Source organism: Micrococcus sp. LASM2_SD2, assembly GCF_057364565.1.
On the sequence record NZ_JBNFOB010000005.1, the window covers coordinates 1 to 14,298 of the forward strand.

Annotated in this window: 9 protein-coding genes, 3 tRNA genes and 2 pseudogenes; 4 read left to right on the forward strand and 10 right to left on the reverse strand. The window is 71.0% G+C overall.

Going from position 1 to position 14,298, the window contains the following annotated elements:
- The 3 genes and pseudogenes from AC2W7A_RS00825 to AC2W7A_RS00835 all read left to right on the forward strand — a co-directional run.
- Positions 1 to 907 (forward strand): DUF8083 family protein (locus AC2W7A_RS00825; protein WP_485989677.1); only part of this gene is annotated, 907 nt, incomplete at its 5' end.
- 112 nt (positions 908 to 1,019) lie between these two features.
- A pseudogene (locus tag AC2W7A_RS00830) lies at positions 1,020 to 2,898 on the forward strand (glycoside hydrolase family 13 protein).
- Between the two features lie 155 nt (positions 2,899 to 3,053).
- Positions 3,054 to 4,493: an amino acid permease gene (locus AC2W7A_RS00835; protein ID WP_485989678.1), complete on the forward strand. Its 1,440-nt coding sequence runs from the start codon at positions 3,054 to 3,056 to the stop codon at positions 4,491 to 4,493.
- A 143-nt stretch (positions 4,494 to 4,636) separates the two neighbouring features.
- On the opposite strand, the pseudogene AC2W7A_RS00840 reads toward AC2W7A_RS00835, so the two are convergent.
- From AC2W7A_RS00840 to AC2W7A_RS00855, 4 genes and pseudogenes are all read right to left on the reverse strand, one after another.
- Positions 4,637 to 6,331 (reverse strand): annotated as a pseudogene (locus tag AC2W7A_RS00840) (BCCT family transporter); the annotation flags it as partial.
- Between the two features lie 288 nt (positions 6,332 to 6,619).
- Positions 6,620 to 6,695: transfer RNA gene (locus AC2W7A_RS00845), tRNA-Phe, on the reverse strand.
- Positions 6,696 to 6,756: 61 nt separating this feature from the next.
- Positions 6,757 to 6,830, reverse strand: a tRNA-Asp gene (locus tag AC2W7A_RS00850).
- A 116-nt stretch (positions 6,831 to 6,946) separates the two neighbouring features.
- A tRNA-Glu gene (locus AC2W7A_RS00855) sits at positions 6,947 to 7,019 on the reverse strand.
- A 113-nt stretch (positions 7,020 to 7,132) separates the two neighbouring features.
- Between AC2W7A_RS00855 and AC2W7A_RS00860 the strand changes: the two genes are divergently transcribed.
- The gene (locus AC2W7A_RS00860; protein WP_485989679.1) at positions 7,133 to 7,591 is read left to right on the forward strand and encodes a metallopeptidase family protein; all 459 of its coding nucleotides are present in this window, start codon (positions 7,133 to 7,135) and stop codon (positions 7,589 to 7,591) included.
- A gap of 36 nt (positions 7,592 to 7,627) precedes the next feature.
- On the opposite strand, the gene AC2W7A_RS00865 is transcribed toward AC2W7A_RS00860, so the two are convergent.
- The 6 genes from AC2W7A_RS00865 to AC2W7A_RS00890 all read right to left on the reverse strand — a co-directional run bounded on the left by AC2W7A_RS00865 (position 7,628) and on the right by AC2W7A_RS00890 (position 14,233).
- Positions 7,628 to 8,608, reverse strand: coding sequence for a universal stress protein (locus AC2W7A_RS00865; protein ID WP_485989680.1), 981 nt, complete (start codon positions 8,606 to 8,608; stop codon positions 7,628 to 7,630).
- A gap of 162 nt (positions 8,609 to 8,770) precedes the next feature.
- Positions 8,771 to 9,592, reverse strand: coding sequence for a spermidine synthase (locus AC2W7A_RS00870; RefSeq protein WP_485989681.1), 822 nt, complete (start codon positions 9,590 to 9,592; stop codon positions 8,771 to 8,773).
- Between the two features lie 33 nt (positions 9,593 to 9,625).
- Positions 9,626 to 10,192: a GNAT family N-acetyltransferase gene (locus AC2W7A_RS00875; protein ID WP_485989682.1), complete on the reverse strand. Its 567-nt coding sequence runs from the start codon at positions 10,190 to 10,192 to the stop codon at positions 9,626 to 9,628.
- 65 nt (positions 10,193 to 10,257) lie between these two features.
- Positions 10,258 to 10,623 (reverse strand): thiamine-binding protein, encoded by a 366-nt coding sequence (locus tag AC2W7A_RS00880; protein WP_485989683.1) that lies wholly within the window; start codon positions 10,621 to 10,623, stop codon positions 10,258 to 10,260.
- 96 nt (positions 10,624 to 10,719) lie between these two features.
- Positions 10,720 to 12,705, reverse strand: a complete 1,986-nt coding sequence (locus tag AC2W7A_RS00885; RefSeq protein ID WP_485989684.1) for a BCCT family transporter — start codon at positions 12,703 to 12,705, stop codon at positions 10,720 to 10,722.
- 181 nt (positions 12,706 to 12,886) lie between these two features.
- Positions 12,887 to 14,233, reverse strand: a complete 1,347-nt coding sequence (locus AC2W7A_RS00890) for an Nramp family divalent metal transporter (protein ID WP_485989685.1) — start codon at positions 14,231 to 14,233, stop codon at positions 12,887 to 12,889.
- Positions 14,234 to 14,298: the final 65 nt, after the last annotated feature.

A 14,298-nucleotide genomic window follows, 5' to 3' on the forward strand; every position in this document is an offset into this window, starting at 1 on the left:
GATCGCGCCGAACTCCGACGCCGAGGCCGACCGCCGCACCCTGGCCCGCGTCACCCGGCGGCGGGTGGACCCGTTCCCGCATCCGGAGGAGCCGGACCTGATCCGCGCGATCACCCACCCGGACGGCCGCGTCCGCTTCTGCCCGGACCAGCTCGCCCGCCGCGCCGCCTACTCGGCTGCATCCCTGGAGCGCCTGCTGGAGCCGGAGGAGTTCACCGCCCTCGTCCCGGAGGATTCCCGACGACGGCACACCGCCGCCCTGGACGCCTCACCGGATCCCTCGGTCGCCTCGGATCCGTCCGCCTCGGGCACCGACCCGGACGGGTCCGCCACGGAGGCCAGCGGTGCAGAGGGTGACCGCGACTCCCGCCCCGAGTTCGCCCGTCCCGGCATGGCGATCCGCACGCGCTCCTCGCTCTGGGGCATCCCGCACTCGTGGCTGCTGCTGTTCGACCCGGACGAGGAACTCGCTCCCGGGCCGACGTCTGCGGCAGGTGCCCCGACGGAGGACTCCACGGCAGACGACTCCTCGGCAGGGCCCGGGAACGCGCCCGGGCAGCGGTCTCAGGAGGACCGCCCCTTCCGCGCCCGCCGCACGGTCGGCCTGGTGGACGCCCTGATCCGCTGCGGCCGCGCCTCCCGGATCCTGCGGGGCCATGCCCCGGACGCGGACCTCAACGGGGAGCTGACGGAGCTGTCCGGGTGGCTGGAGCTGTTCGGCCCGGACGCGGTGCTGGAGCTGGACTACGGCAGGCTCACCCCCTTCGTGTGGCCGGACGAGTCCCCGTACGACCTCTGGGCGCTGCTCGCCTCGCTCGAGGAGCAGGACGAGGCCACGGCGGCGGTCGCGCAGGAGCGTCTGAACCGCCGCTGGGGCATGCTCACCCTCCACGCCCGCGCCAACTGAGCCGCCACGGCCCGGCTGCACCCGCACCGGCCGACCCGCCGTGCCCTCCACCACACCGCCACGCGCCGCCCGTCCTGGCATGGCCGGACCACACGGTCCTAGGCTGTTCGGCATGACCACGCAGCCCCTGAGCACCCCGCCGTCGGAAGCCCGCAACCGCCCGCACAACCCCTGGTGGGTGGACGCGGTGATCTACCAGGTCTACCCGCGCTCGTTCGCGGACGGGGACGGGGACGGCATGGGGGACCTGCCGGGTGTGACCGCGAAGGTGCCGTACCTGGCGAGCTCGGCGTGGACGCGGTCTGGCTCTCGCCGTTCTACCGCTCCCCGCAGAAGGACGGCGGCTACGACGTCTCGGACTACCGGGACGTGGACCCGCTGTTCGGCACGCTCGAGGACGCGGACGAGCTCATCGCGGCGGCGCACGAGGCGGGGCTGCGGATCATCGTGGACCTGGTCCCGAACCACACGTCCTCGGAGCACCCCTGGTTCCAGGCGGCCCTCGCCGCCGCTCCCGGCTCCCCGGAGCGCGCCCGCTACCACTTCGCGGACGGCCGCGGCGAGGACGGCTCCGAGCCGCCGAACAACTGGGACTCCACCTTCGGCGGCCGCGCCTGGACCCGCACCCAGGACCCGGACGGCACGCCCGGCCAGTGGTACCTGCACCTGTTCGACTCCTCGCAGCCGGACCTGAACTGGGAGAACCCGGAGGTCCACGAGGAGATGGAGTCCGTGCTGCGGTTCTGGCTGGACCGCGGGGTGGACGGCTTCCGCATCGACGTGGCCCACGGCATGGTGAAGAAGGAGGGCCTGCCGGACGCGGACCACACCCGCATGGGCATGGTCACGGACGCCGGGGAGGAGACGGACCCGGACTTCGACGTGGACGCGCACGAGCCGGCCATGCCGTTCCTGGACCAGGACGGCGTGCACGCGATCTACCGCCGCTGGCGCGAGATCCTGGACTCCTATGACCACGAGCCGATGATGGTGGCCGAGGCCTGGGTGTCCCCGCTGCCGCGCATGTTCCGCTACGTGCGTGAAGGCGAGTGCCAGCAGACCTTCAACTTCACGTACCTGATGTCCGGGTGGGAGGCCGAGTCCATGTCCTCGGCGATCGACCGGTCCATGGTGGAGGCCGGGAAGGTCGGCGCCACGAACACCTGGGTGCTGTCCAACCATGACACGGTCCGCCACACCTCCCGCTACGGCCTGTCCGACCCGTCCTCCTACCCGGCCGGCATCACCGCCGCGGACGAGCAGCCGGACGAGGAGCTCGGCCGTCAGCGTGCCCGTGCCGCCGCCGTGGTGGAGCTGGGCCTGCCCGGCTCGGCGTACGTGTACCAGGGCGACGAGCTGGGCCTGCCCGAGCACACCACCCTGGCCGCCGACCACCGCCAGGACCCGTACTTCTTCCGCACCGGCGGCACCGAGCCGGCCGGGACGGCTGCCGCATCCCCATGCCGTGGGACTCCCAGGCCCCGGGCTACGGCTTCTCCGTGAACCACGACGACGGCGCCGTCGCCTCCTCTGCTGACGTCACCCTGGGCGCGTCCTCACCGGACACGACCACCCCGGACGGCACCGCGACCGGCGGCCCCGCCGCCCCCTGGCTGCCGCAGCCGGACTCCTACGCCGGCTATGCCGCGGACCGTCAGGTGGAGGTGGCCGGCTCCTCCTACGAGCTGTACCGCCACCTGATCTCCGTGCGCGGCGAGCTGGACATGGGCGTGGGCCGCTTCGCGTGGTCAGACCGGCACGACCCGGAGAACGGGGTGGTGGCGTTCACCGTGACCAGCGGCGGCGGCAGGCACCTGGGCTCGGGCGAGCCGGTCCCGGAGCAGACCGTGCTGGTCATCGCGAACCTGGGCACCGGCGAGGTCGAGCTGCCGCAGGGCCACCGGGTGCTGGTGCGCTCGGACCGCCCGAACGACGCCGAGGACGCCTCCGCTCCCCTGCTCCCGGACACCGCAGCCTGGATCCTGCGCTGACGCGTGCGAGCCGGGCCCGCACGGCACAGCGGACGTCCAGGCCGCCCGTCGGGAACTTTTTGTTGAACAACCTCCGGGTGGCACGTACTGTGACCGGGGTCCACAATGGTGACTCGTCTCACCCATGACCCCACTGCCTCGGAGGAGCCACCACCATGGCGCACACCCCTGAGGGGACCCCGGCACGACCTGCCGCGGACCCCGGCCTGCAGCGCGGCCTCAGCACCCGCCACATCGTCTTCATCGCCCTCGGCACGGCCATCGGCACCGGCCTGTTCTACGGCTCGGCGCCGGCCATCATGACCGCCGGCCCCGCCGTGATCCTCGCCTACATCGTGGCCGGCCTCGCCGTGTTCATGGTGATGCGCGCCCTGGGCGAGATGGCCGTGCGCGAGCCGGTCTCCGGCTCCTTCGGCGCCTACGCCCACCGCTATCTGAGCCCGTTCGCCGGCTTCGTCACAGGCTGGACGTACGTGTTCGAGCTGTCGATCGTGGTCATCGCTGACGTCACCGCCGTGGCCGTCTACATGGACTTTTGGTACCCGGGCACCCCGGCCTGGCTGTGGATCGGCGCCTGCATCCTGTTCATCGGCGCCGTCAACCTCACCCACGTGGGCAACTTCGGCGAGCTGGAGTTCTGGCTCTCGATCATCAAGGTGGTCGCGATCATCGGCATGATCATCGGCGGCGTGGTCCTGATGGTCATGGGCATGAGCTACGACGGCGAGACGACCGCCGGCCTGCACAACCTCGTGGACCACGGCGGCTTCATGCCCGAGGGCATCACCGGCGTCCTGCTGGCCCTGGCGATCGTGATCTTCTCCTTCGGCGGCATCGAGACCATCGGCATCACCGCGGGCGAGGCCAAGGACGCCTCCGGCGCCCTTCCCAAGGCCATCAACACCGTCCCGGCCCGCATCCTGATCTTCTACGTCGGCACCATGGTCGTGATCATGTCCCTCGTCCCGTGGAACAAGATCACCGGCGAGACCTCCCCGTTCGTGGAGATCTTCGACACCCTGGGCATCCCGGCCGCCCCGCACATCCTGAACTTCGTGGTGCTCACCGCCGCCGTGTCCGCCGTGAACGCGTGCACCTACTCGATCGGCCGCCTCCTCTACGCGATGGCCGGCGACGGACACGCCCCGCGCTCCTTCCGGACCGTCTCCTCCCGCGGCGTCCCGTGGGCGGCGGTGGCCCTGGTGATCGGCGTGATGGTCATCGGCGCCGTCATCAACACGGTGAGGCAGGACGTCTTCGTGATGGTGGCCCAGGTCGCCACCTTTGCGGTGGTCTTCACCTGGACCATGATCCTGCTGACCCACCGCGGCATGCGGAAGACCATGGCCCGTCACGGCGAGGAGCCGGGGGCATTCGCCCTACCCGGCGGTGCCGTCACCACCTGGGTCACCCTGGCCTTCATCGCCCTGGTCATCGGACTGCTCGCCTGGGACCCGGAGAGCCGCCAGGCCCTCATCGTGGGTCTGATCTGGCTGGCCGTGCTCACCGCGGCCTGGTTCCTCGGCGCCCGCCGCCACGGCAACCGCAACGTCCGCACCGGCACCATGCCGCTCGCGGTCGAGGAATACCGCTGACCTGACACCACGCACGCGAACGGCCGGGTCACCTTCCCTGAGGAAGGTGACGGCGTCGTCGTGAAGGGCCTCGGCCGCCGGTCAGCGCGCCCGGCCCGGCTGGAGCCCGAGCCGCTCGGCGGGGTCACGGTGATCACATCGTCCGGGCCGGCGGAGGCCATCTGCGCGATGCGGTGCTTGCCCTCGTGGCTCAGGGAGGCCCACCACGCAGACGCGGTGGCAGGGCCGTCCACGACCTCGTCGTCGTCCGTGTCCAGTCCGAGATGGCTCTTGATGGACGCCAGCTGCGCCTGACGGCGCACCGCCTCCACCCGGGCCACCGAGTACCCGAGGGTGCGCAGCGTGGCCACGCACATCAGCAGCATCAGCACGGAGAACGGCAGGCCGATGGTGATCGCGAGCGTCTGGATGGCGGACAGACCACCGGCCATCAGCAGGGCCGCCGCCATGAAGGCGGTGGCGATCGCGAAGAACAGGCGGATCCACATCTTCGGCTCCGGGTCGCCACCGGTGGCGAGCATGCCCATCACCAGCGAGCCGGAGTCCGAGGACGTCACGAAGAACACCGCGGACAGGATGATCGCACCGATCACCAGCAGGGTGCCCGCCGGCATCTGCTCCAGCACCTGGAACAGCGCGGAGTTCGCATCCACCGTGCCGTCCGCGCCCACCACGGACGCGTAGCCGGCCGGCTTCACGGTCTCGAAGTAGATGGCGGTGCCGCCCAGGATGCCGAACCAGAGCACGGAGATCAGGGTCGGCACGGCCAGCACGCCCATGATGAAGGTGCGCACGGTGCGGCCGCGGGAGATGCGGGCGATGAAGATGCCGACGAACGGCGTCCAGGACATCCACCAGCCCCAGTAGTAGGCGGACCAGCCCGCCTGCCAGGCGTCGCCCTCCTCGCCGAAGAAGGCGGAGACGTTCAGCGAGTCGCCCAGGAAGTTCTGCATGTAGGCACCGAAGGACTGCACGGTCTCCTTGAACAGGATCGCGGTCGGACCCACGATCGCCAGGAACAGCAGCAGGCCGGCGGCCAGGACCAGGTTGAAGTTGGACAGCCACTTCATGCCGCGGGCCACGCCGGACACCACGGTGTAGAGGACCACCACGGTCACGGCGGCGATCATCACATACTCCAGCCAGGCGGAGTCCTCGGCCACGATCCCGAGGGAGCGCAGGCCGGCGGCCATCTGGGTCACGCCCAGGCCGAGGGAGGTGGCGACGCCGAAGACGGTGCCGATCAGGGCGATGTTGTCGATCAGGTTGCCCCAGCCGCCACGGGTGTTCTTCTCACCGATCAGCGGCTCGAAGGCCCAGCGCAGGGACAGCGGGCGTCCACGGCGGTGGATCGCCAGCCCGACGGCCACGCCCACCACGGCGTAGATGGCCCAGGGCTGCAGACCCCAGTGCATGAAGGTGGTGGCCAGGGCGGCCTCCGCGAGCTCGCCGCTGTTCGGATCCCCGGCGCCCACGTCCGGGCGCGGCGAGGTAAAGTGCATCAGCGGCTCGGTCATGCCGTAGAACACCAGGCCGATGCCCATGCCGGCGGCGAAGAGCAGCGCGAACCAGGACATGGTGGAGAACTCGGGTCCCTCGTCCGGGCGGCCCATGGTGATCTTGCCCTTGCGGGAGAAGCCCAGGTAGAGGCAGAAGAACACGAAGACCAGGGCGACGAGTGCGTACCACCATGAGAAGTTGGCGATGATCGCCGACTGCACGGCGCCGATGCCGGTCTCCATGGCCTCGGGGAACGCCAGGGTCACGCCCACGAAGGCAAGGATGATGACGGCGGAGGGCCAGAACACCCAGCCCTTGAGCCGACCGGTGCCGGGCACGAGCTCGAGCTCGTTGCCGCGAGGCTGCTCCGGGGTCACGTCCGCGTCGCCGGGGACGCCCGAGGCGGTGGCCGCGTCCACGGCGGCCTCGGTGGCCGGGCGGTCTCCCGGCGGGGTCGATGGTTCAGTGCTATTGCGGGAAGGCGGAGTTGAAGTCACGAGGGCCGACGATAGTGGCCGGGGCTCAGTCCTGTCATCTTCCCGTGAGTAGGGTTACAGGGCCCAGGGAGGCAAAGGCTTCCGGACGACGAAAGAGGCCCCCGCTTCCGCGAGGGCCTCTTTCTGAGGTGGTGGCTCCGACCGGCGTCGATCCGGTGACCTTTCGATTTTCAGTCGAACGCTCTACCAACTGAGCTACAGAGCCCGATGACTCATCGTCACCAAGATCCTCCGTCACCGGCATTCCGGTGTTCGGAACATCCGAGCGACCCTGACGGGACTTGAACCCGCGACCTCCGCCGTGACAGGGCGGCGCGCTAACCAACTGCGCCACAGGGCCTTGTTCTGTTGTGGTGTCGCTTTCGCAACGAGTAGAAACTCTACCAGGGAGTCTCCTGCTTGTCCAAACCGGCAGGGAGGTGATCTCCGCCACGCCTCGAGGGCGGGTGGTCTGGGTACCCCCAACGGGATTCGAACCCGTGTCGCCGCCGTGAAAGGGCGGTGTCCTAGGCCACTAGACGATGGGGGCCTGTCCGAGTCGAGCATCCCGAGTTGGACTCCCCGAGTCTAGAGTGGGCCACCAGGCCCCGCAAATCCCGTCCGCCCGCCATCGGGCCGATGAGACCGCCCACAGGAGCAGCCGTGACCCACGAGCCGCACACCACCGACGATCCCTTCGAGGACCACTCGACGGCCCCCGCCGGGCAGCCCTCCCCGGACGCGCCCGAGGACGGACACCTCGAGTGGATGAGCGAGCAGGAGTTCGACGACGCCGTCTCCGCCGCCCTGCGCCGCATCCCGGACGAGCTCGCCCGGCTGCTCACGAACGTCGTGGTGGTGGTCGAGGAGGAGTACGAGCCGGAGCCCTGGGAGGACCCGGACACGGAGCTGCTCGGCCTCTTCGACGGCTACTCGCTGGCCGAGCGCGCCGAGGCCGCCTGGCAGATGCCGGACCGGATCGTCGTGTTCCGCGGCCCCCTCACCCGCCACTGCCGCTCTCGCGAGGAGCTCGAGGACGAGATCGTGGTGACCGTGATGCACGAGGTCGGCCACTTCTTCGGCATCGAGGAGGAACGCCTCCACGAGCTCGGCTGGGGCTGAGCCCCGTCCCCCGACGACGGCCCGGCCCCGGCGGGCTCAGCCCTGCTGGTCCGGCAGCGGACCGAAGTCCTTGCGGGAGGCCAGGCGGGCGTCCTCACGGAACGGGACGATCAGCACCGGTCCCTTCGCGTGGATCGAGACGCCCTGGCTGGTGGAGCCCAGTAGCGCACCGGCGAAGCCGCCGAGGCCGCGGGTGCCCAGCACCGTGAGGCGAGCGGTCCTGGTCTGCTCGGCCAGCACCTCCACCGGCGCGCCGTCCAGCAGCTGAGTGGTGACCGTGAGGTCCGGGTGCTCGTGGCGCATCCACGCCGCGCCCTCCTCGAGGCGCTGCTGCAGGTCGTCGATCATGGCCTGCTCGTCCACGGACACGGACAGCCAGGCCGTGGAGGCCGCCGCCGGCGGGACGACCGAGACCATGTGCAGCGGCGCCTGGCGGATGCGGGCCTCCTCGGCGGCCACGAGGGCGGCGGCGCGGCCCTGTTCGGAGCCGTCCAGGCCGACCACCACAGGTGCGTCGCCACCGGCACGGGTGCCGTCCTCACCGGCCGGGATGATCGCGACCGGGCAGTGGGCATGGCCCGGGAGGGCGGAGGACACGGACCCGAGCAGCCGGCCGAGGAATCCGCCGCGACCGCGGGCTCCGGAGACCAGCAGGTCCGCGTCGCGGGAGAGGTCCACGAGGACGCCGGCGGCATCGCCGATCTCCACGCGCAGGGTGGGGCGGACGCCGTCGGCCTCGAGCTTCGCCTCCACGGTCTTGAGCATCTCCAGGACGCCCTCGCGCAGGGCGGCGTCGTCCGTGAGCTGCCCGCCCACCTCGCCGGCATAGCCCCAGAAGGCCGGGACGGTGTAGGCGGTGACGAGCGTCAGCGAGAGGTTCCGGGCGCCGGCCTCACGCTGGGCCCAGCGGGCCGCGGAGATCGACTGGTCCGAGCCGTCCACGCCCACGATGACACCCAGACGGCCGGCGGCCTCCCGGCCGGCGGCGGGGGCGGTGGTATTCGGATCGGTGGGCATGCGGGCCTCCTTCGGCAACGGCGGTGCCGGGATCCGCGGTGACCCCGGCGGTGCCCCTTCAGCCTACTCCTGTGCGCAGACTGAAGGGGCTGGAACCTCGGTGCCTACCTGCTTCTCGGGAGACCTCCACGACGATGCGTCAGGGACCGTGGACGCAGACCGTCAGAGCCGCGCCCGTGCGCCGGCGACGAACCTCTCCACCGAGTCCACGAGGCGGGCCGGCACGGGGTCCGAGAGGAGGGTGCGCGCGAGGGCGGGGCGTCCGCCGAGCGCCTCGTCCGTCAGGAGCGCGTCCGAGGCCGCCGCGATCACGTTGCCGCGGCGGCGGCCCTTGAGCATGGCCGGGTCCGCCATGACCTCCACGTGGGAGAACACCTCGCACAGCGCGGCCACCTCCTGCCGGACGGAGGTCAGGTCCGGGCCTCCCCCGATGTTGAGGACGTACACCCCACCGGAGGTGAGGACGGAGGCGACGGAGGCGGCCGTCGTCGTCCCGGTGAGGTGCTCCGGGGTGATGTGCGGTGCGCCCGGCTCGTCCGAGGCGGGGGCGAAGACGTCGCGGAAGACCACCTCGCGGGTGCCGGGGCGCAGGCCGGCCAGGACCTCGCCCGCCTCGCCGACGCGGATCTTCAGCTGCGGGGCGCGGGGCAGCTCGAAGTGCGTGCGCGCGAGCGCGGCCAGGCCGGCGTCCAGCTCCACGGCCACCTGGTGCGCCTGCGGGTAGACCGCCGTCACCCATCGGGCGAAGGTGCAGCCGGCGCCGCCCAGGTGGAGCACGCGGATCCGTCGGTCCACGGGGAACCGGTGGGTGAGCACGGCCGCCGCCCAGCGCATGTACTCGAAGCCGAGCTCCGTGGGCGTGTCAGGGTTCAGCTGGGAGGACTCCACGCCGTTGACGCGCAGCAGCCACGTGCCGGGGCTCCACGGGTCCGGCTCGATGGTCGCGGTGCCCGAGCTGATGGGAAAGGTGCCGGCCTCGATCATGGGTCCATGATGGCGCGTCCCACGGCGGCGCGCTCACCGGCGCACGTAGCGGCGCTCGGCGGCGTCCTGCCACGGCGGGCCGAGCGGGACCGGATCGCCGAGAGCCTCGAAGCCGTGGCGGCGGTAGAACGCCTCGGCCCGCGCGTTGCCGTCCAGCACCCGCAGCCGCGCGGGCTCCGTCCCGACCGTGGCCGCCATGAGCCGGTCCGCCAGGCCCGTGCCCTGCTGGGAGGGCAGCACGTAGATCGCGAATAGCTCGAAGGCGGGGACGGCGCCTGCCGTGCCGCCCTCCCCGTCGGCGGAGTCCGGCAGATGCTCGATCGGCCGGGCGGGTCCGGACGACGCCATCCCGACCACGGTGCCATCCGGGGTCTCGGCCAGCACCGTGGTGATCTCGGGCGCGGCGAGGTTCCGCCGCCAGCCATCGACCTGGTCCGGCAGGCCCGCGTCGAGGCGGTCGAACTCCTCCGCGGGGAGCACGTCCGCGTAGACGATCCGCCACACGGCGTTCTTCATGGCCAGGACGGCGGGCAGGTCCTCGGGCATCACGGGCCGGACCCCCACCGCGCCGAGCGAGAACCGGTGAGGACACACCGTCACGGACGGCGGATCCTCGCCCCGTGAGCGTGTGCGCTCACCACTCGGCGTCGTGGGATCGCCACCGCTCACCCGTGGCCCTCCCGGGCGTCGTCGTCCGCACGCCCGATGGCGGCCTCCAGGCGCTCGAGCTTGCCGTCCAGCTCCCCGGTGTGCCCTGGCCGGATGTCCGCCTTGAGCACGAGGGAGACGCGGGAGCCGTAGCGGCCCACGGCCTCGGTGGCCTCCTTGACCACGGCCATGACCTCGTCCCACTCCCCCTCGATCTCGGTGAACATCGAGGAGGTGCGGTGCGGCAGCCCGGAGGCGCGCACCACCGCGACGGCGGCGGCCACGGCCTCGTGCACCGAGGCGGAGTCCTCGCCTCCGGCGGGTCGGGCGAGCGACGGGTCGGAGGGGGCACCGGACGGGGCGACGGAGAAGGCAACGATCATGGTCCCAGTCTGCCCTCGCACAGGGCACCGTGTCAGTACCCCGGTCCGCGCCCGCGGACTCGACGGCCCCCGGACGACAGCGCCGGGAGTGGGAGATCAGGCGCGGGGCGGGCGGCCGTCGTCGTTCGGCTCGTCCTCCCGGTCACGGCGCACCTGCGTCCCGGAGCCCTCGTCCAGGTACTCGCCGGTCTCGTAGTCGTAGCCGACGTCGTTGCCGTCCTCGTCCGTGCGCTGGTACCAGTCGGTGACCTCGGCGGCCGTGGAGTCGAAGTCGCCGCCCACCGCATAGGGGCTGCCGGCGGCCACCGGCTCCACGGCCAGGGTGAAGTCGTCGCCGTGGTCCTCGATGCCGTGGCGCACGGCCTTCTCCAGCGCCTCCCGCTTGTAGTGCTCGCGGATGGCCTGCGGGTCGTTCCGCAGCTCCTTGAACAGCGCGACCGCCATCAGCACGATCACCACGGAGAACGGCAGCGCCGTGATGGTGATCAGGTTCTGCAGGCCGGTCAGCGCGGTGTCGCCGCCGGTCAGCAGCATCACCACGGCGATGCCCGCCATGCAGAGCGCCCAGAACGCCGTCACCAGGCGGCGCGGCCTCGGGGCACCGCCCTGGGACAGCTGTGAGTTCACGACCGACGCGGAGTCCGCGGTGGTGATGAAGAAGACCGCGAGCATCACGATCACCACGGGGGCCACGATCCAGCCGCCCGGCAGCTGGTCGATGACCACCCAGAAGATCTCCGCCGGCGCCGGCAGGGAGTCCGCGGTGCCGTCCGGGGCGATCGTGCCGTCGGTGCGCTGCAGCCAGATGGCGGTGCCGCCGATGATGGTGAACGCCGCGATGATCACGGCCGAGGGGATGAACAGCGCGCCCAGCACGAACTGGCGGATGGTGCGGCCGCGGGAGATCTTGGCCACGAAGACGCCCACGAACGGTGCCCAGGAGACCCACCAGGCCCAGTAGAACGTGGTCCAGGTGGAGAGGAACTGCTGCATCTGTTCGCCCTGGGACATGTTGGCCCCGAGCATGTCCGGACCGGAGGAGACGTACTCCATCATCACGCCGGGGATCACGTTGAGCAGGAAGGCGGTGGGGCCGGCCACGAAGAAGAACAGGGCCAGGCCGACGGCCAGCACCATGTTGATGTTGGACAGCCAGCGGATGCCGCGGGCCACGCCCGAGACGGCGGAGATGACGGTGCCGATGGTCAGCAGGGTGATGATGCCGATCGCCACGGCGTTGCCCTCCATGGACCAGCCGGTGACGATCTGCACGCCCTGGCCGATCTGCAGGGCGCCGATCCCCAGGGAGGCGGCGGTGCCGAAGAGAGTGGCGATGATCGCCAGGGAGTCGATGAGGCGGGCGCCGAAGGACTTGGGGTCGTCGCCGCGGTTGAACAGCGGCATGAGGATCGAGCTCATGAGCGGGACGCGGCCGCGGCGGTAGGACACGTAGGCCACCGCGAGGCCGACCATCGCGTAGATCGCCCACGCGTTGACGCCCCAGTGCATGGCCGCCTGCGCCATGGCGCCGGAGATCGCTTCGGTGGAGGCCGGCTCGTAGGCGCCCGGCCGCGGGGACAGGTAGTAGGTGAGCGGCTCGTAGGGGCCGAAGAAGATGATGCCGATGCCGATGCCCGCGGCGAACAGCATGGCCGCCCAGGAGGCGGTGGAGTACTCCGGCCGCTCCCCGTCCAGGCCGAGGGTGATGCGGCCGTACCGGGAGAACGCCAGGGCCAGGAGGAACACGACCATGACGATCGCCAGGGAGGAGAACACCCAGCCGAGGTTCTGCATGACCCAGCCCAGGGCTGCTGAGGACACCTCGAGCACGGCGTCCGGCTGCAGCACGCCCCACACCACGAAGCCCAGCACGAGCGCGCCGACGACGCCGATGATCACCTTGTCCAGCCGGTACCGGACCTTCTGGTCCTCGATCGAGACGCCGGGCACCAGGGCAGGGTGGATGTCGTGCGGGTAGGTGACCTCCTCGATGAACCGCGCGGGGGTCAGGCGGCCCTCGCCGCGCAGGGCCCCCTCCCCCGGCGGCGTGGCGGTGCGGTCGTGGGGCGGGTTCCCGTCCATGACGGAGTCCTCTCGTAGCGTGCGGGGTGGTGCCTATTCTGCCGGGTCGGCCCTGTGGCGCCGATTGCCGTGGTGTCACAGACCCGTCTCGAGGCGGAGTCCGGGGACGACGACGGCACTCGCCTCGGTCAGGCGGGTGCCGTCGTCGTGGGGCCAGGGCCGGGAGGGGCCGGGTGGCCGGTCAGCCGCCGAACACGTTGGAGATCGCCTTGTAGAGCTCGTTGGCGCCGAGCACGAGGAAGATCGCGGTGGTGGCGCCGAGCAGGATGTTGTTCACCCAGCCGTTGCGGAAGCGGGCCGGGACCTTCTTCGAGTTGTTCAGGAACAGCAGGGTCACGGCCAGGAACGGCATGAACAGCGCGCCGAGCGTGCCGTAGAGCAGGACCAGGAAGATCGGGCGGTCCAGGAACAGCAGGACCATGGGCGGGAACGTGATCCACAGCAGGAAGAAGCGGGCCGGGGCGGAGGCAAGGGACGGGGCGTCGTCCTGGTCCAGCTGGTCCGCCGGCTTGCGGAAGTTCGCCCAGAAGTCCGCGAACATCAGGGAGACGCCGTGCCACACACCCAGCAGGGAGGAGAAGGACGCGGCGAAGAAGCCCACCAGGAACACGGTGGCCCAGGCATGGCCGTAGCGGTCCGCGAGGACGTTGCCCACGTCCAGCAGGCCCTTGTCGCCCGAGGAGATCGCCAGGCCCGCGGAGTGCAGCAGCTCCACGCCCATGATCATGGTGGCGATCACGAAGACGCCGGTGAGGATGTAGCTGGTGGCGTTGTCGAAGCGCATGACCTTCATGTACTTCGGGACGTTCCAGCCCTTCTCGCGCAGCCAGTATCCGTAGGCCGCGAGGGTGATGGTGCCGCCCACGCCGCCGGCCAGGCCGAGCACGTAGAACATGACCTCTGGGTCGCCGGACGGGATGCGCGGGACCAGGCCCGCGAGGATCGCGCCGATGTTGGGGGCGGTGAGCGCCGCGGAGAGCAGCACGGTCACGAACATGACGCCGATGAGGACGGTCATCAGCGTCTCGATCAGGCGGTACCTGTTCAGCCACACCAGGGCCAGGCCGATGATCCCGGCGGCGATGGCGAAGACCTTGGCGTCCACGCCCGGGAAGAGCGCGGCCAGCGGCAGCGCGGTCGAGGACATGGCGGTGGCGCCGTAGACGAAGCCCCAGATCACGATGTAGGGGGCGAAGTAGACGGTGGTCCACGCGCCGAGCGTGCGCCAGCCCTGGAAGATCGTCTTGCCGGTGGACAGGTAGTAGCGGCCGGTGCCCTCCACCAGCACGATCTTCAGGATCACGCCGAGGACCACGGCCCACATGAGCATGTAGCCGTAGCGGGATCCGGCGGTCAGCGTGGCCACCAGGTCGGCGGCGCCCACGCCGGTGGCGGCGGCGACGATGCCCGGGCCCAGCGAGTTCCACTTCGGCTTGACGGGCTTCTCGTTGATCTCGGCCTCGGTGAACCCGACGATGTCCGGGTTGTGCACCGGATGGCCCGAGTCGACGCGGCTGTGCGAGGCCATGCGACTCCCCTCTCTGTGTGTGCCCCGTGGGCGCCTGCGGCGCCCGGGGATGCGGTATGGGAGAA